24 protein-coding genes are annotated in these 25117 nt (G+C 37.7%); 9 read left to right on the forward strand and 15 right to left on the reverse strand.

What is annotated here, in order from left to right; translation table 11 throughout:
- Positions 1–37 precede the first annotated feature (37 nt).
- The 3 genes from HMPREF0013_RS14060 to HMPREF0013_RS14070 form a co-directional block, all read right to left on the reverse strand.
- Entirely contained in the window at positions 38–601 is a 564-nt protein-coding gene (locus HMPREF0013_RS14060) for a lipocalin family protein (RefSeq protein WP_002119754.1), read from the reverse strand.
- A gap of 96 nt (positions 602–697) precedes the next feature.
- Positions 698–2101, reverse strand: coding sequence for a heavy metal sensor histidine kinase (locus HMPREF0013_RS14065; RefSeq protein WP_002119593.1), 1404 nt, complete (start codon positions 2099–2101; stop codon positions 698–700).
- Complete coding sequence (locus tag HMPREF0013_RS14070; RefSeq protein ID WP_005803595.1) at positions 2098–2769, reverse strand: heavy metal response regulator transcription factor; 672 nt, start codon at positions 2767–2769, stop codon at positions 2098–2100. The genes HMPREF0013_RS14065 and HMPREF0013_RS14070 overlap by 4 nt, the downstream gene beginning before the upstream one ends.
- Positions 2770–2894: 125 nt before the next feature.
- Here HMPREF0013_RS14070 and HMPREF0013_RS14075 point away from each other — a divergent pair, with 125 nt between their 5' ends.
- Both HMPREF0013_RS14075 and uraH read left to right on the forward strand, forming a co-directional pair.
- On the forward strand, positions 2895–3362 hold the full coding sequence (locus tag HMPREF0013_RS14075; RefSeq protein ID WP_078210497.1) for a GlcG/HbpS family heme-binding protein: 468 nt from the start codon (positions 2895–2897) through the stop codon (positions 3360–3362).
- A 10-nt stretch (positions 3363–3372) separates the two neighbouring features.
- The gene (gene uraH, locus HMPREF0013_RS14080) at positions 3373–3774 is read left to right on the forward strand and encodes a hydroxyisourate hydrolase (RefSeq protein ID WP_002116616.1); all 402 of its coding nucleotides are present in this window, start codon (positions 3373–3375) and stop codon (positions 3772–3774) included.
- A 60-nt stretch (positions 3775–3834) separates the two neighbouring features.
- Here the strand turns inward: uraH and HMPREF0013_RS14085 are convergent, their stop codons facing one another.
- From HMPREF0013_RS14085 to HMPREF0013_RS0105405, 4 genes are read right to left on the reverse strand one after another with little or no spacing between them, the layout of a single operon-like run.
- Entirely contained in the window at positions 3835–4542 is a 708-nt protein-coding gene (locus HMPREF0013_RS14085; protein ID WP_005803597.1) for a PqiC family protein, read from the reverse strand.
- Positions 4532–6199 (reverse strand): intermembrane transport protein PqiB, encoded by a 1668-nt coding sequence (locus HMPREF0013_RS14090; protein ID WP_078210498.1) that lies wholly within the window; start codon positions 6197–6199, stop codon positions 4532–4534. The genes HMPREF0013_RS14085 and HMPREF0013_RS14090 overlap by 11 nt, the downstream gene beginning before the upstream one ends.
- A gap of 7 nt (positions 6200–6206) precedes the next feature.
- Positions 6207–7016, reverse strand: coding sequence for a paraquat-inducible protein A (locus HMPREF0013_RS0105400; protein WP_002116606.1), 810 nt, complete (start codon positions 7014–7016; stop codon positions 6207–6209).
- Positions 7013–7621 (reverse strand): paraquat-inducible protein A, encoded by a 609-nt coding sequence (locus HMPREF0013_RS0105405; protein ID WP_002116639.1) that lies wholly within the window; start codon positions 7619–7621, stop codon positions 7013–7015. Before HMPREF0013_RS0105405 ends, HMPREF0013_RS0105400 begins: the two co-directional genes overlap by 4 nt.
- Positions 7622–7922: 301 nt before the next feature.
- Here HMPREF0013_RS0105405 and HMPREF0013_RS24570 point away from each other — a divergent pair, with 301 nt between their 5' ends.
- The 3 genes from HMPREF0013_RS24570 (at position 7923) to HMPREF0013_RS14105 (ending at position 12069) form a co-directional block, all read left to right on the forward strand.
- Positions 7923–8129 (forward strand): tautomerase family protein, encoded by a 207-nt coding sequence (locus tag HMPREF0013_RS24570; protein WP_005803601.1) that lies wholly within the window; start codon positions 7923–7925, stop codon positions 8127–8129.
- Positions 8130–8728: 599 nt separating this feature from the next.
- Positions 8729–10414: an aspartate-alanine antiporter gene (gene aspT / locus HMPREF0013_RS14100; RefSeq protein ID WP_002116621.1), complete on the forward strand. Its 1686-nt coding sequence runs from the start codon at positions 8729–8731 to the stop codon at positions 10412–10414.
- 56 nt (positions 10415–10470) lie between these two features.
- Positions 10471–12069: a bifunctional aspartate transaminase/aspartate 4-decarboxylase gene (locus HMPREF0013_RS14105; protein WP_002116631.1), complete on the forward strand. Its 1599-nt coding sequence runs from the start codon at positions 10471–10473 to the stop codon at positions 12067–12069.
- A gap of 91 nt (positions 12070–12160) precedes the next feature.
- Here the strand turns inward: HMPREF0013_RS14105 and HMPREF0013_RS14110 are convergent, their stop codons facing one another.
- Positions 12161–12715: a TetR/AcrR family transcriptional regulator gene (locus HMPREF0013_RS14110; protein ID WP_002116614.1), complete on the reverse strand. Its 555-nt coding sequence runs from the start codon at positions 12713–12715 to the stop codon at positions 12161–12163.
- Between the two features lie 1203 nt (positions 12716–13918).
- On the opposite strand from HMPREF0013_RS14110, the gene HMPREF0013_RS25215 reads away from it, so the two are divergent.
- The gene (locus tag HMPREF0013_RS25215; RefSeq protein ID WP_005803604.1) at positions 13919–14152 is read left to right on the forward strand and encodes a hypothetical protein; all 234 of its coding nucleotides are present in this window, start codon (positions 13919–13921) and stop codon (positions 14150–14152) included.
- 88 nt (positions 14153–14240) lie between these two features.
- On the opposite strand, the gene csuE is transcribed toward HMPREF0013_RS25215, so the two are convergent.
- The 6 genes from csuE to csuAB all read right to left on the reverse strand — a co-directional run bounded on the left by csuE (position 14241) and on the right by csuAB (position 20260).
- Positions 14241–15260 carry a Csu fimbrial tip adhesin CsuE gene (gene csuE, locus HMPREF0013_RS14120; protein ID WP_002116603.1) on the reverse strand — a complete coding sequence of 340 codons (1020 nt, stop codon included), beginning with the start codon at positions 15258–15260 and terminating at the stop codon, positions 14241–14243.
- A complete protein-coding gene (gene csuD / locus HMPREF0013_RS14125) occupies positions 15257–17755 on the reverse strand; it encodes a Csu fimbrial usher CsuD (RefSeq protein WP_002116599.1) in 2499 nt (832 codons plus the stop codon). The genes csuE and csuD overlap by 4 nt, the downstream gene beginning before the upstream one ends.
- Entirely contained in the window at positions 17752–18585 is an 834-nt protein-coding gene (csuC, locus tag HMPREF0013_RS14130) for a Csu fimbrial biogenesis chaperone CsuC (RefSeq protein ID WP_148728131.1), read from the reverse strand. The genes csuD and csuC overlap by 4 nt, the downstream gene beginning before the upstream one ends.
- Positions 18579–19097 (reverse strand): spore coat U domain-containing protein, encoded by a 519-nt coding sequence (locus tag HMPREF0013_RS14135; RefSeq protein WP_002116625.1) that lies wholly within the window; start codon positions 19095–19097, stop codon positions 18579–18581. Before HMPREF0013_RS14135 ends, csuC begins: the two co-directional genes overlap by 7 nt.
- A gap of 4 nt (positions 19098–19101) precedes the next feature.
- Complete coding sequence (locus tag HMPREF0013_RS14140) at positions 19102–19650, reverse strand: spore coat protein U domain-containing protein (RefSeq protein ID WP_019767583.1); 549 nt, start codon at positions 19648–19650, stop codon at positions 19102–19104.
- Between the two features lie 73 nt (positions 19651–19723).
- The gene (gene csuAB, locus HMPREF0013_RS14145; RefSeq protein WP_002049140.1) at positions 19724–20260 is read right to left on the reverse strand and encodes a Csu fimbrial major subunit CsuAB; all 537 of its coding nucleotides are present in this window, start codon (positions 20258–20260) and stop codon (positions 19724–19726) included.
- Positions 20261–20843: 583 nt separating this feature from the next.
- On the opposite strand from csuAB, the gene HMPREF0013_RS14150 reads away from it, so the two are divergent.
- From HMPREF0013_RS14150 to HMPREF0013_RS14160, 3 genes are all read left to right on the forward strand, one after another.
- Positions 20844–21482 carry a TetR/AcrR family transcriptional regulator gene (locus HMPREF0013_RS14150; RefSeq protein WP_005803613.1) on the forward strand — a complete coding sequence of 213 codons (639 nt, stop codon included), beginning with the start codon at positions 20844–20846 and terminating at the stop codon, positions 21480–21482.
- Positions 21483–21678: 196 nt separating this feature from the next.
- A complete protein-coding gene (locus HMPREF0013_RS14155) occupies positions 21679–22080 on the forward strand; it encodes a DoxX-like family protein (protein WP_002115305.1) in 402 nt (133 codons plus the stop codon).
- A 30-nt stretch (positions 22081–22110) separates the two neighbouring features.
- Positions 22111–22944, forward strand: a complete 834-nt coding sequence (locus tag HMPREF0013_RS14160; protein WP_005803615.1) for an SDR family NAD(P)-dependent oxidoreductase — start codon at positions 22111–22113, stop codon at positions 22942–22944.
- Positions 22945–23093: 149 nt separating this feature from the next.
- Here the strand turns inward: HMPREF0013_RS14160 and HMPREF0013_RS14165 are convergent, their stop codons facing one another.
- On the reverse strand, positions 23094–24929 hold the full coding sequence (locus HMPREF0013_RS14165; protein ID WP_002115260.1) for a monovalent cation:proton antiporter-2 (CPA2) family protein: 1836 nt from the start codon (positions 24927–24929) through the stop codon (positions 23094–23096).
- Between the last annotated feature and the right edge of the window lie 188 nt (positions 24930–25117).

Below are 25117 nucleotides of genomic sequence, written 5' to 3' on the forward strand. Positions count from 1 at the left end.
CGAGATAAATATAAGCATCTACGCAACCAGCATTTCACTATTTAGACTGAGTTGTTTTAACGAGTTTAGAAACGTCGTAGCCATAGCTTTTTGCGGTTTGCAGATAAGACTGATATGTCGCCTCATCAAGTTGAGGGCTACGAGAAAGAATCCATAAATATTTATGGCTTGGGCCACCGACTAAAGCAACCTGATAATTTGAGTCAACTCTTAAAACCCAGTAATCGCCTTTTGTAAAAGGAATCCATCGGAGGCCAGAAGGTAAAAAGCTCACCTTCAATTTACTGTTACCTTCATTTTGCGGATAAGCAACGCCTTCAGATGAAATCATTTCGCCTTTTTTAGTCGTACAGCTATTTAAAACACCAACGGTTTTGTCCGCGTTAATAGAATAGTTTGCAGTTGTATTGGCTACACAATTACGCTGAAAAAACATAGGTAAGTGCGCAATCTCATACCACTTCCCTGCGTATTTATTAATATCGATAGAATCAACAGCGACAGGTTTAGTATTGGTGTCTGCAAAGGTGCTCAAAGGAAGCATTAAGCTCACCGCTGCAAGGCTACTGCTAATGACAAGTGATTTAAATAATAATTTCATGATTGCCCTCTTCTGTTTATTTCATACGTTTAAACATACGTCAGAGGGCTGTGAACAAAGCGTGAATTTTAAAAATTAAGCAACATTAATAAGGATTTAATTGTATTTCTTTAGAGCATCGGCAACTGGAAAATCAAGCTCAAAGCACACACCCTCAACCGTGTTATAAACTCGATAGCGGCCATCATGTAGATCCATAATTGAAGCAACAATCGATAAGCCTAATCCACCTGTTTGATTCTCATCACTTCGACTTGAATGGCATTGGTAAAATCTTTCAAAAAGATGCTCAAGTTGATGTTCAGCAATTGAAATACCACCCGTTACCACAGTTAGGCTTACCCATTGCATATGTTCAATCATTTTATGTTTAGTTGCGATATAAATAGTTCGGTTATTGCCACCGTGAACCAGCGCATTTAACACAAGGTTATAAACAGCTCTTTGAAATAACTCAGGATCTGCAAATAAGGTTTGAGCTTCTAAGTTAAACCTAAAATGACAGTCTTGTTCCTCGGCTTGATATTCAAAAATCTGGCATAGACCATCTATAACGTCTTGGACGTTTATTTCCTGTTTGTTTACAAGCACCATTTTCTGATCGGCTCTTGCCAAGAAAAGCATACTATCAATCATGCGTTTTAATCTGTGGTAGTCGTCTAAATGAGACACCAGCAAATCTTCATATTGCTCAATCGAACGTTCGCCAGTTAAAGCAATCTCGGTTTGCCCAATCAAATTATTTAAAGGCGTACGGAACTCATGAGCGATATCTTCAGAAAAACGGTTGAGCTGGGTATAGCCTTTCTCAATACGCTCAAGCATGTGGTTTATATCTTTAGAAAGTAGCTCAACTTCTAAAGATGAATTTGATAGATTTAATCTTTTCTGGAGCTGATTTACGTTAATAGAATGAGTTTGCTTACGAAGCTGTTGTAGCGACCGTAAACCTAAATGACACGCTAAAATACAAAGCACAAAGATTGCAAACACGCCCCCGACCACATACATCAAGAGACTTTCTTGAAAAGGTAAAAGAATATTGATGCGTTCCGACCACTGTTTACCTGCAATGAGCACATAAGGCTCGTTATTAATTTTTATGGTTTTCCAAGCAATGCGTGTTGGATATGAGTTGTTAACTAAATCTTGAAATTGAAGACTGTTGCGCTGTGCAAGTTCAGGCAGTTGAATGTGGAGCGGATTGATATTAATTAAAGTTTTGTCTTTATGGATGAGCAGAAACAAGTTGTCTTGGTTACCGAGCATGTTTTGATACAGCTTAGGACGCGCAATGATTTGCTCTACATTTTCACTATCTTGCAGCAAAATTTCCAAACGGTTAATTCGCTCTGCTAAAGCTTTATCTTGCTGCTTCAATAAAATCTGATTAATACCCAAATAGGTCATAAAGCCGACGGAACATAAAATTAAGGCAGAACAAAGCGTGACCAGTAATGTAATACGGACTTCAAGAGAACGTAGAAATTTAAAGTTCATAAGCTAACCGAAATTTTATAGCCCAAGCCACGTATGGTATGAATGAGTTTTAACTCATATCCCTCATCAATTTTGCTTCGTAAACGGCGTACTGCAACGTCAATAAAGTTAGTATCAGTGTCAAAGTTAATGTTCCAAACTTCGGAACCAATTTGTCTGCGTGTCACGATTTGCTCTTTGTTGAGCAATAGATAACGCAACAAATTAAATTCGGTTTTACTCAGCTCAATTAAGTTGCCACTACGCCATACTTTATGACCGACCACATCCATTTTTAAATCGCTAATAGATAGCTCATTTTCTTGCAGATATTGCTGTCGTCTTAACAGGCTTTTAATGCGTGCCAATAGTTCAATATAGGAAAAAGGCTTAGCCAAGTAATCATCTGCACCCAACTCTAACCCTTTCACTCTATCCATCACCTGATCTTTTGCCGTTAAAAAAATCACCGGAATTTTTGAAAACTGGCGTAGGACCTGTAATACGCTCCAGCCGTCTATGTCCGGCAACATGACGTCAAGAATAAGCAAGTCATATTGATCTCTCTTTAGCATTTCCAAACCTTGCAGCCCTAAGTGAACACACTCCGCTTGATATCCAGACTCTTTTAATCCTTTGACCAAATAAGTGGCGATCTTGATCTCATCTTCAATAATAAGGATACGCATTTTGTAGAGACTCATTTGAAAGATGACAACTTTGTAATGTGATTGTCATGCTTGAAATTAAGCAATTTGTTTAAGATTTTCAAAGCGACATAGAGGCAATCATTATGAAAAAATTGAACTGGCTGATGTTAGCAACCGTGCTATTCGGTAATAGTACTTTTGCACAGCCCCCTGCTTTGAATCAAGTTTATTCGTTAGATCTAAAAACTGCCCATCTGTTAGCCGACAGTGCGAAAGAGGCATGTAAAAAACTAAACCAAAATATTGCGGTTGTTGTTGTAGATCGCGGCGGTAATCCATTAACTGCCGAACGGCATGAGCTGGTGGGTCCGCATAATTTAATGGCTGCCGAGAAAAAAGCCTATACCGCGTTATCTACCAAAACATCCACCTTAGTTTTAAGCCAAAACAGTAACCAAAACCCCGATGCAAAAAATTTAACTACCGTAGCAAATTTACTTTTGTTAGGCGGTGGCGTACCTGTTCGTTTTGAGAACCAAGTGATCGGAGCGATTGGGGTTGCAGGTGCTGGCGGCGCACAAAATGACAATCAATGCGCAAACAAAGCCATTGAAACCGTTTTTCATTCATAAGGAGTTCACCATGACTAAATCATTTATTGCTTTATCTTCGTTATTTATTGCTTCGGCTACATTTGCACAAACTAATCCACTGAGTGTGCATGTGTTAAACCTAGAAACGGGTTTACCCTCTTCTCAGGTTGAAGTCATTTTAGAGAAAAACACCAATAACCAGTGGGTTAAACTCAACCAGCAAGTGACAGATTCAAATGGTCGTATTACTGCGCTCTATCCAGAAAATAAAAAACTAGAGCAAGGTATTTATAAAGTTACTTTTAAAACAGAAGACTGGTTTAAAAAGAACAAACAACAAACTTTTTTTGCCGAGGTTCCTGTAATTTTTAAAGTTGATGGAAGCGTAAACCACTACCATATTCCGTTACTACTTAGCCCTTACGGTTATTCAACCTATCGAGGCAACTAAAATAAAAAACCCCTTTATCTGTTATGCACAAATAAAGGGGTTTGTTAAAAGCACTTGGTTTTATGAACAAACACCATTGCTAATAACCGATTTCTTGTTTGAATCTAGCGCCACAATTGAAGAAGAAACCGTATTAATAATTTGGGTCATTGCTTCACTTGAAGCATTCACAATCGCATCCATCTTTTTAGTTTTTTGATCAATTGGCTGCTTAAAAGCAATTCGACAATTGAGCTGAGATCCTGCATTCGTGATGACTTTTGCATTATTTGACTCTAATTGAGTGGGCGGTATTTGACGCTTCACCACCCAAGACACCGCAATATTAATATAGCTTTTATCTACAATATCAAAATGAGAAAAGTCTGTAGAGACTCGGTATAAAGGCTGATTGTTTCCAGCAAGACCACTGCTATAACTGTCAATTGCCCCTAATTTTTGCTGCAAACCCGCCGACAAGGTATCACGTAATTGCGTACCCATGGTCGATGTCCAGCGTTCATTATTTAACACCGTAGACTTACCACTACTATCTTGGAGCACCAAAGGCGCTCGGTCCAATCGGTCTGGAATCCCGACGGGTAAAACCTCAATCACCTGCACTGTTGATTTTGTAGCCGCAGTAATTTTAGGGGACATCGTATAATAATTTGGCGTTGGCGAACTCGAACATGCCGTCATGGCAACAGCCGTTAAAAACAGGCCGCTCCCAAGCAGCCAGTTGACTGCTTTAGGATGTTGAAAAGGTAGAATGTTTTTATTTTTCATCATCGGTCTCTGGTGTCTTACCACGAATAATTGATTCAGGATGTTGCTCAATATAGTCTGCCATTAACTGTAATGAAGCTGCCGCACGTGTCATTTGCTGCAATGCTTTACGTACGTCTTGTTGTAACGGCGCATCACTCGACAAAATAGACTCTGACGATCTTACAGTTTTACGAACATCGTCCAAGGTTGCTTGTAAACCAGGTGCAACTTTTCCATCTAACTGTTTAACCAGTTTGTCGGTAGACTCAATGGCTGTGTTCATATTGTTGAGCGTTTTACGTACATCTTGCCCAATCTCAACTAACGGGAATTTGGTTAACTTGTCAGCAATCTGAGAAACTTGTGCTTGTAAGCCACTCAGTTCAGTTGGTGTAGTTGGAATCACCACACGGTCATCACTCAAAATTTGTAATGTGGCTGGTTTAGCTTTAGGGAACTTATCTAGGGCAATATAGTTTTGGCCCGTGAGAAGGTTGCCTGTTCTCATTTGAGCACGCCATCCATGTTCAACAAAATCTTTGAAAATATTGCTGTTTGGATTGAGTGCTTGACCATTTTCAACACGTGAAGGATAAATAACCGCCTCAACACGCATACGAATCTGTTTATAGTTGTTATAAAACTCTGCATTAATCGATTTAACATTACCAATTTCAATGCCCATGAAATCAATTGGCGCGCCAACAGACAGTCCACGTAATGAATGATCAAAGTACATAATCACACCGCGAGGTTGCCCGTCAGGGTCTTTTAATGCCTCAGATTTCGAGTCCCATAGATTAAAGCGACTATGATTTGCCGCTGTAGTAGCACGCGAGCTTTCAGGGATTCCAAAAGCAATACCGCCTGCGACAATACTTGCCAGCGATTGAGTATCTAAACTAAATCCTGAAGCATTCAAACTCACATCGATACCACTCGCCTGCCAAAAACGTGCATCGGTGGTGACAAACTTGTCATATGGTGCACGGATAAAAGTTTGCAGCTCTACAGTTTTACCATCGTTAGACAATTTATAGGCTGTAATTTGGCCCACATTAATTCGACGATAATAAATTGGAGAACCGACATCTAAAGACCCCAAGTCATCTGCATTTAAGAAAAATTCTTTACCCGGTACATCGGAAGTAATCACTGGCGGTACTTCTAAGCCTGTAAATTCAAGCTTTTTCTCTTCCGACTTACCACCATCCACTTCAATATATGAACCTGACAATAATGTGTCTATTCCTGAAACCCCACTCGTCCCAATACGTGGTCGCACGACCCAAAAGCGTGAATCTTTTGCGGCAAAGTTACTCGCATCTTTACGCAAATCAATTCTGGCAATCACGTGTGAACGGTCTTCTGAAAGATCAATCTGCCGTACTACGCCAATATCGACCTGTTTATAACGGACCGTTGTTTTACCCGCGACCAATCCCTCAGCCGTTCTAAAAGACACGTCAATGGTCGGGCCGTGAGACAAGAGCGCTTTTATCGCTAATGAAAGCGCAATTAAAAGTGCAATCAGTGGAATGAGCCAAATTAAAAGAGGCTTCCACCGACTTTTCTTTTCTTGGGGTTCTGGCAAATCATTCACGCTATCCAGTTCAACATCTGGATCACGACGATCTGAGCTACCAGGGGTTATTTCATTTTCAGACATACTGATTGTTCTTTTATTGACTGGGATTAATGGAATCATTATTCAACGGCGGGTGTTCTGCCTGAATAATCTTGGTTTTGTTTGAGGCAAAAGTAGAAGGCTTATTTTTATTTTGAGATGCGTAGAAGTTATCCCAAATAAGCCGTGGATCAAAACTTAAAGATGCAAACATGGTTAACACTACAACTGCACCAAAAGCGATCGAACCCGGCCCTGCTAAAATCGTAGCAAGTGATTGAATCTGAATGAGTGCTGTTAAAAGTGCCACCACAAATACGTCAATCATTGACCAACGGCCAATAAACTCGACAACTCGATATAATTTAACGCATTGCTCGGGTAAAAACTTCCAAGCTGAAGATTGTTGAAGATATACCGCCACCAATAAAAAATACAAAATTAGTAGCTTCAACATGGGAATAAAAATACTGGCCATGAAAATAACCACTGAAACCAGATAGTCTCCACTTTGCCAAAAGTAAATGACCCCACTCATGATGGTATCTTGCTGGCTACCCAACAGTGAGTCAGTCACCGTCATTGGAAGTACATTGGCGGGAATATAGAGAATAGTCGCAGCCACCACTAAAGCAAAAGTTCGATTTAAACTCGCTGGTTTACGTGAATGCAGCACGCTATTACAACGAATACAACGTAACACCTGATGGCTTTGGTTGAGTCGTCTCTTTTCATTTTGAGCAGAATTTACGACGCCACAGCAGTGACAGACAATTAATGAGAGATCTTTGGCTCGTGGGTATTGCTTAAGCGCTGCCCCTTGCTGTGAGCTTTGTGTTGGGGTCACATTTTTTATCGTTTTCATGGCAGTGACCTATCAATTTCGTTCCATATATCACTCACCTTTATGGAAGTAATATAGACCAACAATACACTTAAAATCGCAAATGCCCATAACGCAATCTCGGGAATCACCAACACCATTCCTATTAACTTCACAAGCGTGACCAAGATCCCGATTAAGAACACCTCAACCATTCCCCACACTCTCATAAAATAAAGTGTACGTAAGGCAAACACTAAAAATGTGGGTCTTTTCTTTAATACGCTTACTGTGCCCAACACATAGGAAAGTAATAAAAGATAGGAAAGTGGCACAATAAAAGTGGTGATTAAAATAAGAATCCCAACAAAAGCCCGATCATAATGAAACATCACCCAGACCGCACCCAGTAAGGTGGTTTCAGAGATGTTGCCCTGCAATTCAATTTTTACAATAGGAAAGCTATTAGCAATAATAAATACGATCAACGCCGTTAATATTAAAGCCAACAGTGTCGAAAAAGGTTTGGTGTGCCGATAGAGTTCAGCACCGCAGCATAAGCAATAAGCTCTTTTTCCATAAGCAAGCGGGGTTCTACGATAGACAGTATCGCATTCCTCACAACCTGCTAATTCTTTAAGCTTCATAGTTATACTCTAAGGTTTATCATTTTACTGTGTCACACAAAGCTCTTTTTATTACTAAGATAAATTAAAATATAAATCAATCTAAAAGCTATATCAGACAATGTAAATTACCATGACTACTGTTCAATATATTGTTGAAACTGCTAAATAATCTGTACGTATTCGGTGATCAAATCAAAATAGTTTTATAAAGTCAAAAACTTATGCTCAAATAGCACACTTTTTCACCCAAGTAGCTGAGAGCGTAAAATGACTAGACTCTCACTATTGCTTAACATCTCCCCCGCACTGAAAAATATATGTGCTGTACATTACTTCCGGTAAACCCAGAACAGCTCAGCAAAAATCAGATTTAATGCAGCATGTGACAGCACAACTCCACCAGGAACTTAATATTCCAGAGCAAGATGTCATGTTTGTGATTGTGCAAAACAGTGCTGAAGATTGGTGCTTTGGTCATGCACAGCGAGCAGATCTTTACTTAAAAATGTTAGCTTCGAAACAGTAATTCCAAAGTTTTAAATCACTATAAGCCACTATTTTCAAGGTAATAAATATTTTTAAATATCAAGCTTCGATAACCAGAAGCTTTTTATTTAAAAATGAACAAGGTTCAAGTTGATTTTATGTTTTTCTTTAAAATAAGTATTATTATGAAGATTTATTTAAATGTATTCCAAATATATTAAAAATTAATTTATGCGACATAATTATCAAAAAATTAATTTTAAGTAGATTGTTTTTTAATTTATATAAAAATTAAGACCAGCCTAACAATTAAAAATTAATCACTTAAATATCAATAAACTAAAAACTTGTTTTCAAGATTAGATATAAGCAAGACGCTTTAATTTCATAAAATATTCTTTATATTATTGTAAATAAATTTTATCTATGATTAAAAAATTAATAGTTGATTTAAACACTCAGAATTACCACCACCCCTTGGATTACAAGCATTTTAAACTCATTAATTATTATAATTAAACTTAAGAAAACCACCAAACTTAAAGGTTTGCTTAAGTAATTTTCATATTGTATTTTAAAAATGAAAAATAAATAAATTTATATATTAAAGATAGATCTAATAATAAAAGTGAGATCAAAATGATTGAATGGTTACAAGGTGTTTTAAAGCACAGCCCCGAAATATTATTGTTCTTATCACTCGCAATAGGCTTCTGGATTGGACAATTCCAATTTGGAAAATTTCAATTTGGTGGAGTCGCAGGCTCCTTACTCGTCGCAGTTGTTTTAAGTCTTATTGGCGTACCTGTCGATAACGGCGTTAAAGCAATTTTATTTGCTCTCTTCATTTACGCAGTCGGCTTTGAAAGTGGTCCACAGTTTTTTAAATCACTGGGTCCACAGTCCATAAAAGAAATTCTTTTAGCAGTATTCATGGCAGTGTGTGGTTTAGTCACTGTTTTAGTAATGGCTAAAATTTTTCATCTCGATAAAGGCTTGGCTGCGGGTCTCGCTGCGGGCGGCATGACTCAATCAGCGATTATTGGGACTGCGGGAGATGCAATTTCTAGACTCGATCTCCCACTCGCAGAAATTCAAAGACTTCAGGCAAATGTCGCGATTGGCTATGCGGTCACTTACATTTTCGGATCATTGGGAGCAATTATTGTCTGTGTGAATATCTTGCCTAAATTTATGGGTAAAGAAATTCACGACGATGCTTTAAAAGCTCAGAGTGAGCGGCTAAAAGGTGCTTTTGAACTCGCACCAGGCCAAGAACTGGCAATGCCGGAAATTGTGGGTCGTATTTATAAAGTTAAACAAGCCAATGGCCAAACTATTGCGGAAATTGAAGCAAAAGAGCCGAGTATTACGATTGAACGGTTAAAACGTAAAGATCAGTTTATTGATGTCGCTCCCGAGCTAACTTTACAAACAGACGATGTCATCTTATTGGTTGGTCGCCGTGCCAATGTGGTTTCAGTTGCCGAGCAAATCGGTAGCGAATTACAGTCATCGCAAGGTATGGAAATGATTATGGATACCAGCGATGTCATCCTAAGAAATTCCAAATATCTCAACCGTACCTTAGGAGACATTAAGGCCAATACGCCTGCGTATTTAAAGCACGGTATTTATGTACTTGCGATTAAGCGTAAGGATGAGCCACAACCTTTAAGTGACGATACTGTTCTACGACAAGGCGATGTGGTCACCGTATATGGTACAAAAAGCGACCTCGACCGCTTGGTGAAAGAAGCAGGTAAAGCCCTACCTGAAAGTTTAAAAACGGACTGGATTTTCCATGGTGCAGGCCTTGTGGTCGGTTTGGTGATTGGTCTATTTGTGATTCGTTTGGGTGATGTGCCATTAACTCTTGGTGCTGGTGGCGGTGCTTTACTATCAGGTCTTCTGTTTGGTTGGATTCGAAGTCGAAATCAAGTGCATGGCAATATGCCTTTAGCGGCTTCACAGCTTCTTAAAGATTTGGGACTTGCGGGCTTCGTTGCTGCCGTCGGCTTACAATCAGGTTTACAAGCTATTCAAACCATTAAAGAAAGTGGTCTTTCACTCTTTATGATTGGAGTTGTGGTAACACTGGTTCCCCTCCTACTTTCCATGCTCTTTGCTCGTTATGTTCTGCGTTATGACAACGTTGCAGTAATGGCAGGTGCACTATCTGGTTCACGCAGTGCAAACCCTGCATTTGGTGCAATTTTAGACAAAGCAGGAAACTCGATTCCGACCGTTCCATTTGCAATTACCTATGCCCTAGCAAATGTGTTCTTAACCTTACTCGGACCACTGATCGTAGGCTTGGCCTGATTTTATACATTGAATTAGAAATTTTATTCATCTCACTATAATTAAGGAGACGTCCCATGGGGAAAGTCGATTATTCTAAATACGCAAAACTCAGCCCATTTGAACTAAAAGATAATTTAATAGAATTAGCTCAAAGCAGAACTGACCGAATGATGCTAAATGCTGGACGTGGTAATCCAAACTTTCTTGCTACCATCCCACGTAGAGCATTCTTTCAACTGGGTTTGTTTTCTGCGACCGAATCCGAATTTTCATTTTCCTATATGCCGGAAGGTTTAGGTGGCTTCCCGCGCCCCGTTGGACTCCAGTCACGTTTTGATAACTTCATTTTGGAAAACCGTGACAAACCCGGTGTGGTCTTTTTAGGTAAAGCCGTGTCTTATGTGCGCGACCAGTTAGGCTTAGACCCAGATCTTTTTTTACTTGAAATGGTTGAAGGGATTTTAGGCTGTAACTATCCAGTACCAGACCGAATGCTTCGAGTGAGTGAAACGATTATTAAAGAGTACGTCTTAAGAGAAATGGGCGTACAAGGCATGCAAAAAAGAGACTTAGATTTGTTTGCGGTCGAAGGCGGAACAGCCGCAATGGCCTATATTTTTAACTCATTAAAAGAAAATAAAATTATCAAAAATGGCGACCGTATTGCGATTGGTAGCCCTATTTTTACACCATATCTTGAGATTCCAAAACTCAATGACTACCAGCTTGAAGAAGTATTGATTGAAGCTGACCCTAAACTCGGTTGGCAATATCCTGAGTCGGAGCTTAGGAAATTAGAAGATCCATCTATTAAAGCTTTCTTTTTAGTCAACCCAAGTAATCCACCATCGGTGAAAATGAGTGATGAAGGACTTGCAATTTTGGCTGATATCGTCAAAAAACGCCCTGATCTGATCATTTTGACCGATGACGTTTACGGTACGTTTGCCGATAACTTCAAATCACTTTTTGCGATCTGCCCTGATAATACGATTCTGGTTTATTCGTTCTCTAAATACTTTGGTGCGACTGGTTGGCGACTTGGTGTCATTGCACTTTCAAATAACAATGTGCTTGATAAACAAATTGCGAACTTATCGAAAAAAGAGAAGAAAGAGCTTGAAGAACGCTATTCATCTTTAACCACCGACCCAGCAAGTATTAAGTTTATTGACCGCTTAGTTGCCGATAGCCGAAATGTTGCTTTAAACCATACCGCTGGTCTGTCTACCCCGCAGCAAGTTCAAATGGTTTTATTTGCCTTGTTTAATATGATGGACTCACGCCAGAGCTATAAAAAAGCAGTTAAATCTGTTGTTCGTGAACGCGATGCAGCACTTTATAGACAGCTTGGTGTCGAGGTTCCAACAGATCCAAATGCTGTGGACTACTACACCCTAGTCAACCTTGAAAACACATCACGGACTCTCTATGGAGATGAGTTTGCCGATTGGGTTATGAAAAATAAAAATCCGACCGAGCTATTATTTAGAGTTGCCGATGAAACAGGTGTGGTTTTATTACCCGGTTCTGGCTTCGGTGTGCAGCATCCTTCTGCTCGTGCATCTTTGGCTAACCTGAATGAATATCAATATGCTGCAATTGGTGATTCTCTAAGACGCTTTGCGGATGAAGCTTATGCAGAATATTTAAAAACCAAAAAAGGCAAATAAGCACCTATATACAGTGAGGCTCTAGCAGCCTCACTTTTTTCTTTCTGTTCTTTAATTTGCTATTTCAGTTTTTGAATGTAAAAGGTTCAATTTAAGCATTTACCTTTAAAAAGTAATCTAGCAACTGATCAGGTTCTTCATTTTGGCTTGAACCTAAAAGACCAAAAATCGCACCATCAATCATAAATACAAAAATATCTGACTCTTCATACGTAGCCCTTTTTTTAGATTCTCGCAGAACCCAGAAAATTTCATTTTTAAGCCATCGCCTATAACGAATTGCAGTTTGATATGCATTTGGATAAAGCTGTTTAATTTCAAAAATCGCTTTAAACAACAGATAATACGCCCCCTTTAAGTCCGCATGTAAAAGGTAAATTTGTCTAAGCTTAAGCGCCAAATCTGGATATTGACGAGATTCACTTACCGCTCTCACTTTTTCTTTTAAGTGCTCTTTTTGAACCAACAAACACATTTCAATTAATCTTTCTTTTGAGTGAAAGTAGTTGTAAAAGGTGGCTTTAGAAATTTTAGTTTCACTAACAATTCGGTCCACCCCGACCTTGTTGAAGCCGTATTGTTTAAATAAATCTGCTGCTGTATAAAGCGCTCGCGTTGCTCTAAATGAAACTTCTAAATTTTTCATGTATACCGCTTAAAATAATTTTTTGTTGTAAATAGAAGAGATAGAAATGCCGTCACTCTTAAAATGAGTGCTAAATACAGGCATGCAAAAAACCGCACAATAATGGTGTGCTCACCTATCTCTGGTTTATTGTTGCTATGTTTTAGTCGTAACGATTCTTAAGGTGTAGAAACCTAAAGTCGATTACATCGTTTTAAAGACTGTTTAAGCGGTATGAGTCGAGAGAATTTGGCAAAGGCCAATAAAGAAAAAGAATTAGTACGCATAGCGGACTCCTTTGTTAATACAAGAAATCCTACCGATCACTGCTAAATGATGGTGGCAGGACGAAAGAGGGTTAGCAGACTGGCAACAAAGAAACCAGCACACCCGAAGGTGTCCCCCTTCCGCCCTACCATAGAGAAAAAGGGGGCGAACGAGTTCACGATACACAAAACTAGGTTTCGTATATCGTCTTTGTTAAGTAGGGTCTGCTAAAACCCGCTAGCAATGTAGGCCAGCAGGCAAAGGATAATCGGCAAGATTTAGAGTGTCAATGTAAGGTTGAATAGAAAATAGTTAAATAATTATCGTTTTTCATTCAATTAGATAGTTAAGCTAAATTCTAGTTCAACTTAAATTTAAAGATATACAAATACTGCTAATGAATGGTGGCAAGACGAAAGAAGGTTGACAGACTAGTTAGACCCTAGCACACCCTAAAGTGTCCTACTTCCGTTTTGCCATAAAAAAGAAGGATAATCTTTAATTTTTAGACCGTCAATTTGGTTCCGAACATAAAATATCTCTTTCATTATTATTAAAATTCAATTAGATACTAAAGCTTAATAATAGCGAAGTTCTGCTTTAAAGAAGCTAAACATTTAAACCAAAACCATATTTGCAAACAAAAAATTGATTAAAACAAAAAAGCCAACTCTTTCGAATTAGCCCTAATTACCTCACGACCACGTCTGTGAAAATTGCTTTTGATTTTATTGTTCGCAACAATCTTCATCATTTTTGTTATGAGTCTAAATTAGCCTTTCTTTATGACAATCCGATTAAAAAAACATCCAAAATCTCTCCTAAACATACTTCATACATAAAATATGTGTTTTAGAGAACTACATCACAATTTACAGAGCTGTACATTTTAAAGGCATATTCCGCTAAACGGCCAAGTCTATTATGCTTAAGTCATCTAATTGTTAAGTATGTATGATGGAACAGCAAACTTTATTACAAGAACTGAACTCACTCATTGAATACTACTCAAAAAGAACCGATTGCCCGCCTACTCGAATACGCATCGGCTATAGGGCTTATGCAAAATTGATGCAGTGCCCGCCTTTTGCAGATGAAGTGATGAATTCAGCCCTAGATCCAAATAAGCGAAAATATAAAAAGTTAAAAATTAAAATTACAAAAGATGATAATGAATTGGAACTGGAATAAGTTTTATAAAATTTGAAAATCTAATAATTTATTCAAAGATAAAAGCCCATGAACTGAGCTTTTATCTTTTATAAAAAGCAAATAGTCTTTAAAACTCGACTTGTACCGTGACCGTGTCTTGGTAAGTTCCCGCTGGTACTGTATCTGCGTTTTCATCAACAATTTTTGTGGTAAACACATAATTCTGCTGCGTTACTCCATTATGTACGCCCGGGTTAATCGTTGCATTTAAACTCGACCAACGCTCGTTACCGCTTCCCCATCGATCATTCGATGAGTTCTTGAAAATATCGTATTTTAAATACGTATTTCCCGTTTGCGACTTCATGGCACGCTGGTTACCGTTTTGAGGGGAAAGTCCATTATTTAAACTGACATAGTATGGGGTATTTACCGAGCAACGGATTCCCATAGAAGACTGAACAGGTTCAAGCTTGGACGCAAACGCCGCTGTACCAAAGTTTACGTCTTGAGCTAAAATTCGACAGTCTGGAAGTACAGTAATTGACAGTGAACCAAGCGAGTCTGTTCCAGTTCCCCAGTTAAAACCGATACCCAATACCCCGCGTTTAAATCCTGGGCTTTCAAAGAATATACCGATTCCGGCAATAGCAACCCCTGGTACCGAATAAAACCATTTTACTTTTAACGGTGAATCAGCCTGATAAACACCAGGTGATACGCTTTGCCCAGCCGGAAGGCGTATATAAAAAGGCAAATTACCATCTGGCCCGCTAAAAAGATTGACCAGTGTAAAGCTACTCATGTCTTTTTCTTGGCCTAAGCTAATGATTTCATTATTACTATCTAAAATAACAGCATTGAGCTTTTCTCCGGTTTGAGCGTTGGTAAACGAATTCGACATTTGTTCAACTCGATATTTTAGATATGTCATGTTTGCTAAAGCCAGACTAAAACCCGTACATGACAAACCAGAATTAAACTGTGAAGAATTCTCACCGTTTTCCATTAGGTAAATAGACGGAACCGAAATAGTAGATGAACCGGAAGCACTCACACTACATGCAGCATGAGCCAAATTTCCAGCCAACATCAGTCCAGAAAACATACATAAATGGCTGAGTAATTTTTTTGTTTTTATTTTCATGGTAAAGATACCTCATGACACGTAACAGGCTTAACCACCACAATTTGTTGCTTGGCTTGTTCTACATCTACAGAAAAATCTGCCTTACATACGCTCTGATCTGAACGTTGAACAGTTACGGTATTGTTGGGTTTCAAGTTTTCTAAATAGACAATGCCATCCATTCCCACATAAGACGACTCTTGGTCAGCTCTATGCACGACTGAACCAACAGGCATCGGTTTGCCGTCTGCTTGAGTTAAATAAACGTTAGCAGAAATAGACTGATGAACTGGGAACTTAATCACAACACCCGAGCCGCGTTTAGCAGCAATACGTTGTTCAACTTGCGTGATTGTAAAGTTTGAAGGTAAATCGATTGGGTCGACGCTGTATTTACCCGAATAATAAGGCGTCACCGATGGCACAAAAATATGGCCTTTTTTATTACTACGACCAATTAAACTGTTTTCGTATCTAACCAAAACATCTGGTACTTGGTTGGTATCGACCAATGCAAAAGAATCGCCTAAACGGTTTGAAGCAAATATCTCACCCCCCATATAAATAAGTGAACCAGATAGACCAAACCAATAGTTATAGTCATGGTTTCCAGACATACCAAAGTCGGTATTGATATAACCATTGCGGTAATTGACACGTGCCTGATTTAAATCTTCACTATTTTCATTAAAGCGTCGGGTCAAGTCGACACCCACACCACCCTCAGACGGTACAGAACGGTTGAAATTAACATAACCCGTATCGCCCTCTTTATTAAATGCATAACCCGAGTTCACAGTCGCGTTTCGTTGGAACAGTGGTATCGAAAGCTGAAATGCAGCACTCCACTCTTTTTCGATAAAGTCACGGTTGGCACTTAATGAAACGGTCACACCATTCATATAAGTCGGTAAAACAGGTGCCCATGACAAGTTTAAGAAGCGGTTTTTAAAGTCATTCGCCTTAGTATTAATATAACCGACGCCAAATGTGCCTGAATTTTTGGTCGCAAAGTAAGTATTGGCCGTTAAGCTTTTATTGCTATTGACCGAAATTAAATTGCTATATTGCAGCCGTGAAAGATCGGTATATTCATCATCGCGCTGGTTATGGTTAATACTAAAACCAAACCGATTACGGTTATAGCTGTACCCGACCGTATATTGATTACCCTCTAAATCTTTAGCTCGATCTTCAGACATAGACTTATCGGCCTTACTTTGGCTAAAAGAAGCACTCAGCACACCTAAGTTTGCAAGCTTGAGTACAGACCCTGCACCCAATAACTGTAAGTCTGAAGAAAGTTCTGTACGACCTTCTACGGTAAACCAGTCATTGACCCCATAACGGGCATCGGCTGCACTTGCAAATTTTCCATAAGAAAAGTTCTTAAGTCCGTAGTCTTCACGAATTTTCCCTAAAGACAATGAGTAATCAAATAAGCCGGGCTTGAGCAAAGTATTAGAAATATAAAATGGGACCGCTGTTGTAACCTGACGCCCGACTGCATCGGTCGTGACCACAACAGCTTCCCCTTTACCATTAATAAAAGGAACATTGTTTAAAATAAACGGCCCAGACTGTACCTCTGTTGAACTGGTCTTTTGACCATTAATAATTAAATCGACTGTACTTGGCAACGCGGCTTGCCCAATAAACTGTGGCAATGGATAGGTAATTAAATCGGGTCGAGTTGAATAATTTCTCTGTACCTGAAAACCACCTAGACGGACAGAGCTTCCCCAAGTCGTTTTACTACCGGTAATAATGTCACCTAGTACAAAAGATGTAGCGTTATTTTGGTTATCAAATTGCCAAGATGTGTCATAACGACGATAGCCATCATTGTCTAAAGACTCGGCGTTACCTTCATTTTTATATTGATTTTTGACATAGACACCAGAGTTTTTAATAACCCCTAACGGAGAGAAAAAACGCTGCTCAGTAAATAAACTACTGGTTGAACCACCTTGATAGGGTCTATAAGTATAAAAATCATAGTTATTGAGCAGCCCTATACCAGACTGAGCAACGACAGGCTTATACCATGAGTCTTTACCTAAAACTTGAGTCGGCATCCAAGCAGGTGGAAAGTTAAGCTTAAAATATTGGTTTGATGATTGATATTCATAGCTTACATCTCTCAACTTATCTAAAGATATCCAGTCACTTGCATCACCACTAAACCCCAAAGTTAAGATATCTTGATTGGTTAAAGCGGTCTCGTTGTTTGTCAGTAGCTCCTGAGGAATTTGAATTTCTAACTCATCGATCAGCTTGTTTTTTTGTATGAAGTACTCATCATTTTTAACGATGACAGGCACAACCTGCTGAACTGAATATTGGTTTACAACCAAGTCTAGATATAGCTTAAACAATTGATTAATTTCGTTAATATCTTTTGGTGGTGGAGGCAAATCGCCAGCAACAGCAACATTTGGAATATTTAAGCATCCACCCGACAACAAAATTAGCAAAATACTTTTGCATAAATTATTATGCCGAAGGATCATGTTGGATCCTCCATTTTTGTGATTTCGATCAACTCTTGTTTTATGCCAGAGCTATCAACACCATAAATTTTAGAAGTTTTTAACAATTCATTTGCAGTCGACTTATCAATAGCAAACTTCACGGTACTATTCGATAAAACATAGCCAAAAGCAGCTTTCCCTAAAGAAATATCATTGCCAGTTTTTGAAGTTTTAAGTGCCGAAAGACGCGCAAATTTCTGTCCATTATTTTTTAAATATAGCTCAGACTGGCCTTTCTCATTGTTGCGGACGGACCACTGTAAAACGGGTTTGGCTAAAGGATTTTTTGCATTTGCTTTTTGGCTCTCTTCAGTTAAACCACTACCAATACCTTTTCCATAGGCAAATAACGGAATTGAGTAACGCATTTGGAAACTCACTTTAGAAGCGTCTTGCTCGTTTCCATCGGAAAGGCGAATCGGTAACTCATCTACAATCAACCGATATGACTGTTCTTTGCCATCTGGCAAATTGGCGCTTTTGGTTAAACGAAGCATATGCTTCTCACCTGCTTTAATTTTAGCTACAGGCGGGCTTGGTATAATTTCGGATTGCTCATTATAGTTATCTTTTAAGCCATCTTGATTCCATTTAAACACCCGAATTTGCACCATCGCATCGGTCTTGCCGGTATTTTGAAGCCAAACCGCTGTTGCTTTTTCATTGGCTTCAATTTTTGGATAAATAGGCCAAATTAAAAAAGTTGCTTGCGCCATCACAGGTGTAACAAGTGATAATGTACTTGCAAATAAAAAAGATTTTAAAATGCCATTTTTAATAAATGCAGAATTGTTCATACAAATCACCATGTAATCATTATTGAAACAGTATCTTTATAAATTCCAGCAGTATGTGGTTCATTATTATTTTCTAAATCAACGACACCATATATTTCAAAATTTGCCAGACGGTTTGTAGGTGTTGTGGCAGGCAATAAATATTTATTACCGACAACATATTCAGTAGACAAACTGCTAGAGTTATATAACTTATAAGGCAAATAATTCGAAGATGAACCATTTTTCATACGTCTTATATTATTCTGTAGATTTTCACCACCATCTATAGAAATACTAACAGGCAAGCTTTCAGTACAACGAATATTCCAAGATTCTTTGCTATTTATAATATTAGAAACGACTTTATCTTTTGATAAAGCTGAATATTTACCAAAATCAATTTTCTGTTCGATATTATCTATTGAGCATCCATTTTCAATTTTAGCCTGAACTTTAAAACTAGAATTTAATTGAGGATCTACCGCATATACAAATGGACTTACAGATAGCAATAATATTGCTTTAAAATAAAAATATTTCATTTTCTTAAAACTCAATTGTAATTGGTACTATATCTCTATACTCACCCTTAGATATACGACCACCATCGTGTATGGCTTGACCAAAAATATCGATATTCTTTTTAGTATTCATATCATTAAGAATAAAAGCATCATTCGCTCTAATCACTTGTTTATCTAAACCATAGAGCAAGTTATAAGCAACAAAATCTCTACCATTACTTAATGCATGATAATAATTTTGTGAAAAATAAGCAGGAACTTTGCTATCATTATTTCCAGAACCAAATATTATTTTTACAGTAGAAATACCAGCACACTGTATCTGTAAACCAGAGTTTCCATTATTTATCAAACTTGCGTCGATCACCCCATTAAAACCAGTTGAGGTTTCACCAAAATCAACAGTTCCGAAATTTAAATTTGTCGCATTATTTTCAACAACTTTATTATTAATAGAACAAGAAGGTAATAATTCAATTTGATTTGTTAACTTAGCTCCAATTTCACCCGCATTTAATGAAGAAATTAAAAAATAAGAAATTATAAATATAGAACCGCGATTAAATATCATCTCCCCTCCATTTAAAACAGGTTCACTCGCTTTTAAGTAAACCTGCCACTCAATCAATTATTTCTTTTTATATTTAGAAATTTACAGTAACTAATAGAGTATCTTTATAATCACCTTGGGCTTTTGCTGTGCCAGTGTTTGGAGCAATTGCACCGAAAATTGGTACCGCTGTAGCTTGGCCACTAACTGTAGTGAACTGTTGTGGCTGGTTTACAACATAAAGGTTTGTACGAGCAGCATCGCGGTAAACGTTATATGCAACTACATCAGCAGAAGCAGTATTTTTTAAAGTACGGTCTGTACGTTCACCACCATCAATTGCAACTGTAAAATCAACAGGATCCGTGCCGTCACAAGTCACAGAAATATTACCGCCTGTTGCTGCTGAAGCGACTTCAGCTGTTAATACGTTGTTCCAAGTACCAGAAGTTTTACCAAAATCTAAAGTACCAAACTTGTTCATATTCCCTTCAGTTTGACTACCACCTACAGTACAGCCTGTTGAGATATTTAATTTAACGTCAACCTGTCCAGTAACAGCCGCTTGAGTATTTACTGCATAACCAGCAACTATTAATGCTGCAAGAAGTGATTTCTGAATGTTTTTCATATTCATAACCTACATATATAATGATTAGTTTTGTAGAACAAAATGAATCAAACTCAATAAATAAAATATGTCCAATTTGTTTTATATATAAAACAAACTACCTTTACTATTGTGTGATTCTTTTCACAATTTAATAACAATTATTTAACTTGTATACACATATTACAAAAAGACTATGTTTACTTATTTAAAATTCTTTCATTAACAGTTAAAAAAACACCTAACTAAATACCCACCCCTACTTTAAAAAAAAGTCCAAGAAATAGAGAAAATAAATATCATCTATCAAATAAAAATTAGTCAATATTTATTCAAATACAATAATTTATAGATTTAATAAAATCATAAGAAACTCATTATTATTTAAACAGGTCACACGACCTATTTTAACTATTACTTAAGAGACAAAAATAAGTCACACGACCTATTTTTTAATTTTATATTAGGTCATATGACCGATATTAAAAAATTATAGGTCACATGACCCATAATTAGTTTAATAGAATTTAAATATTTTATTTATATTTTTCTAATTTCATGGTTTAGAATGCCTTTTTTTTAAATAGTACTTACAGGCTGGATAATGATCAAAATTGATACCTTTGATACTATGCAAATAAAGAAGTCCTTTACCACACTAAAAGGACAAGAAAGAGTAAAGCAAATCTTAAAAAATGCTGAGATAGTTTTTCTTACCAAAGGTTATTCTGGTTTTAGTATGCGAGGAGTTGCAGCTCAATCGAATATTAGTTTAAGTACCTTACAGCATTATTTCCAAAATAAAGATAGTTTATTAAAAGCTTTACTCGATAAATTAATTTTCGACTACATACAGCGTATAGAAATTTTAATCAACTTAAATGCAAATGAGCCACCCTTGCATCGGTTTATGAATATTATCACCAATATAATATATGAAATAGAACAACCGGTCATTACGCATACATTTAAAGAGGTATTTTCTATTTCAGATCACTTACCCTATGTATATGATTCTTTATCAATGATACAAAAGTATAATTTTGAACTTATATATAAAATTATACTCCCTATTCATAATAAAATCTCATCAGAAGAATACAAAGAAAGAGCCATAATTATAATTACACAGCTCAACGGTTATTTAGTTCAATATTCAAACAAAAATACAGATGAATGCTATAGACAATTTCTAAGAAATATACTTTTAAAAAATATATCAAGATTAGTTAGTGAACCATAAAATTAAAAACATAGGAGTATTTCTCCTATGTTTTAATATAAAATTTTCCTATCATATCCCTACATTAATGTTAAAAAACAATCATAAGAAATGATAAAAAACAAGCTAATCTTATTAGCTATTGAAGAATAAATTAAATCAAAACATAATAGTCGCAATGATCAAAATTGAAACTTCAATCTTTTAGAGAATCTTAATGGATAATGCTAAGGCATTAAAATTTATAAGCTTTATGCTCGCTTTCTTGTGGTTTTATCAAGGACTGGTTCCTAAACTAATCTTTATTAACTCTGATGAAATATTTGTATGGCAAACCATCGGACTTTCTTTTGAGTATACAAAACTTGCAGGGCGCGCGAGCGGTATAGCTGAAATTATTTTTGGTTTATTGTTTCTTTTTTATACTCATAAATATATTCACTATTTAAGTATTTTAGGTTTATTCGGTTTACTATTCTTAATTGGTTTTTTAAAACCTTCTACACTTATCTCGCCTTATAACCCTATCGTAATGAATATTTCGATGATAAGTTTATCAATTATCTATTTGCTTTTATTAAAAGAGCAAACAACTCATTTTCATAAAGCTGCTCAATAGCGTTAATTTTAAAAAAATTTAGAGATTTCAATGAGTTTATCTAGTCGTGAAGTTGGCTGCGTAGTCATCACTGGAAGCACAAAAGGTATAGGTTTAGCACTCGCCCACGCTTTTTTAGATCTGGGATGTTCAGTTGTCATCGCTGGACGAAACGCGGAGCATCTTAAGCATGCTCTCACTCACCTAGAAAATCATTTTAGTAAAGAAAAATTTATTGGTTCATGCTGTGATGTGACACAAATTGCAGATTTACAAGCCTTATGGGAGGGAGCAATTCAGCATTTTGGACAAGTAAATGTGTGGATTAATAACGCAGGCAGCTGCCACCCAACGAAAGAGTTTATTGACCTTCAGTCAGATGAATTAAATGCAGCAGTTTCAACTAATATTTTGGGCACAATGCTTGGTTCGCAAGTAGCTCTAAAAGGCATGCTCCGACAAGGGTATGGCCAAATTTTTAACATGGAAGGTTGGGGAAGCAACGGAGAATGGAGTCCGGGAATGACCCCCTATGCGACCACTAAACAAGCAGTAAGTTATTTTAGCAAAGCACTTTATAAAGAGACCAAATCGACTTCTATTTTAACTGGTACGCTCAGCCCCGGTATGGTCGCAACCGATCTGTTAGTTTCGTCTTGGACCAATGGCGACGTACAACACTGGAAAAAGATCAAGCGCTTATTTTTCTTTGTGATTGATCCGCCAGAAGTTGTTTGTTCATATTTAGCAAAACAAATTATTCAAAACAAGAAAACCAATCGACGCATCGCATGGATGACGCCTTGGAAGTTTTTCCTTAGATTTTTACAACCCTATTATTGGCGCAGAAACCCAGTTAAAGGTACGGCTTTAGAGCGTTTGTAATCGGGTTTATGAATATAACTAAAAATCTAACTTTAATAAGGTCAAATGATTTGATTGGCAAACGGATGGAATTTAGCAACTTAAGGTACTTCCACCAATAAAAATGCTCAGTAAAAGCTTTTCTAAAAAACTCTTACTGAGCTTTATGACTAATCCACACCCTCATTCTCTGAAGTATCTTCTTTATTTAAAATCCGCCCTTCTTGTTTTGGTCGAATCAACGGTGCTGTAGGTCTTGGATGATGAGTATGTGTATATTGCATACCTACTCCTGCATTGACGTCATCTGCAGCGATTTCAGTTTCAAAACGCTCATTATCGAGATCTCGAATTTCCTCGGTAATTCTTTCTACTTCGTCTTCATCTACACCCAGTTCTTGCAAAATCACACCGCCAAACTTAACTGCAGATTCAAACGTTTCACGAATCATAAAGTCCACTTTTTGTTTAACTAAATGCAGTGAATGCTCACGGTCATATGAACGGACTAATAATTTTGCCAAAGGAAATTCATGGGTCACGAGTTCTACAATTCTATTGGTCGTTTCCTTGCTATCTACACACACCACAATCGCTTGTGCTGTTGCGGCGCCAGACGCATGCAGAATATCTAGACGGCAACCATCGCCATAATAAATTTTAAAACCAAACTTTTCGGCGTTTCGAATCATGTCGGTATTATTATCAATAATGGTGACATCGACACCTCTTGCTAATAATAATTGACTAGTAACCTGTCCAAAGCGCCCAAAACCAATCATTAAAACACTACCGCTTAGCCCGTCAGCAATGTCGATGTTTTCTAATGAAACCTTCGTTTTTGCTTGAGTAAAACGTTTGAAAATAATACCGACTATTGGGGTCAACACCATTGAAAGCACAACAATGGCGGTTAAGTTAGATTTAACGATACTATCAATAACTTGTGCACTTAGCGCAGCCGAGAAAAGTACAAAGGCAAACTCTCCACCTTGAGCCATAAGTAAAGCGCGGTCTAACGCTTCAGTATGAGAGCTTTTCGTTACTCGGGCGACCATATAAATCATGAGCGCTTTGACAAGCATTAGGGCAATTACACCACACACAATAAGTTGCCAGTTTTGAGCAACTACCGATAAGTCCAATGACATACCGACCCCAAGGAAAAACAGGCCCAGTAATATTCCTCGGAATGGTTCAATATCCGCTTCAATTTGATGTCTAAAGGTCGATTCAGATAAAAGTACACCCGCCAAAAAAGCACCCATCGCCATAGTCAAACCGCTGACTTGCATCAGTAACGCTGCACCCAACACCACCAATAAAGCCGCCGCAGTCATGACTTCTCGGGCTTTAGCAGCGGCCAATAGTCTAAACAATGGGTTAAGTAACCAATACCCTGCCGCAATAAGCCCTGCAATTGCGAGTAAACCAATTCCTATATTTTCTAATCGTACCGATGTGCTTTCGACCACATGATTCGGTGCCATAAAAGCAACAATAGCCAGCAATGGCACAATGAGTAAATCTTCAAATAGTAAGATGGCTACAATCTTTTGTCCTCGGGGTTGAGTCAAATCCCCCCGATCACCCAATAACTGCATCACAATCGCAGTCGAAGTTAAGACGAACCCTGCCGCACCAATAAAAGCAACTTGCCATGTAAAGCCAAATAACAGCCCAACGCCAGTCAAAGCCAGCGCGCAAATAATAATCTGTAGCGTACCAAGGCCAAAAATTTCGCGCCTAAGACTCCACAAATGTGAGGGTTGCATTTCCAAACCAATCACAAAGAGGTACATCACAATTCCCAACTCGGCAATATGCAAAATTGCGGTGGAATCTTGAAAAAAAGCAAAACCGAATGGGCCAATAATTAGACCCGCAATTAAATAACCAAGTACTGAACCTAAACCAATACGTTTAAAAATAGGAACTGCAATCACAGCAGCTGCCAATAAAACCACAGGGGCAACCAAGCTAATTGAATGTGCTTCTGAGCTCATACATTTCTCATTTTATTTATCTGCAATTTATTCTATGTGAAACGAGGTTTAAGGGCGATTATTAGTTTTGAGAAAAAGCATCCTAAAAATTAAATGATTTAAGTCATCCGAAAATAAAAATTGAGCCTATAAATAGGAATCAAATACTCATGGACAAACACCCATAAAAAAGAGACACGTACCGTTAC

The sequence above is a fragment of the Acinetobacter sp. SH024 genome (assembly GCF_000163635.1).
In the GTDB taxonomy this organism is placed as follows: Bacteria; Pseudomonadota; Gammaproteobacteria; order Pseudomonadales; family Moraxellaceae; genus Acinetobacter; species Acinetobacter pittii.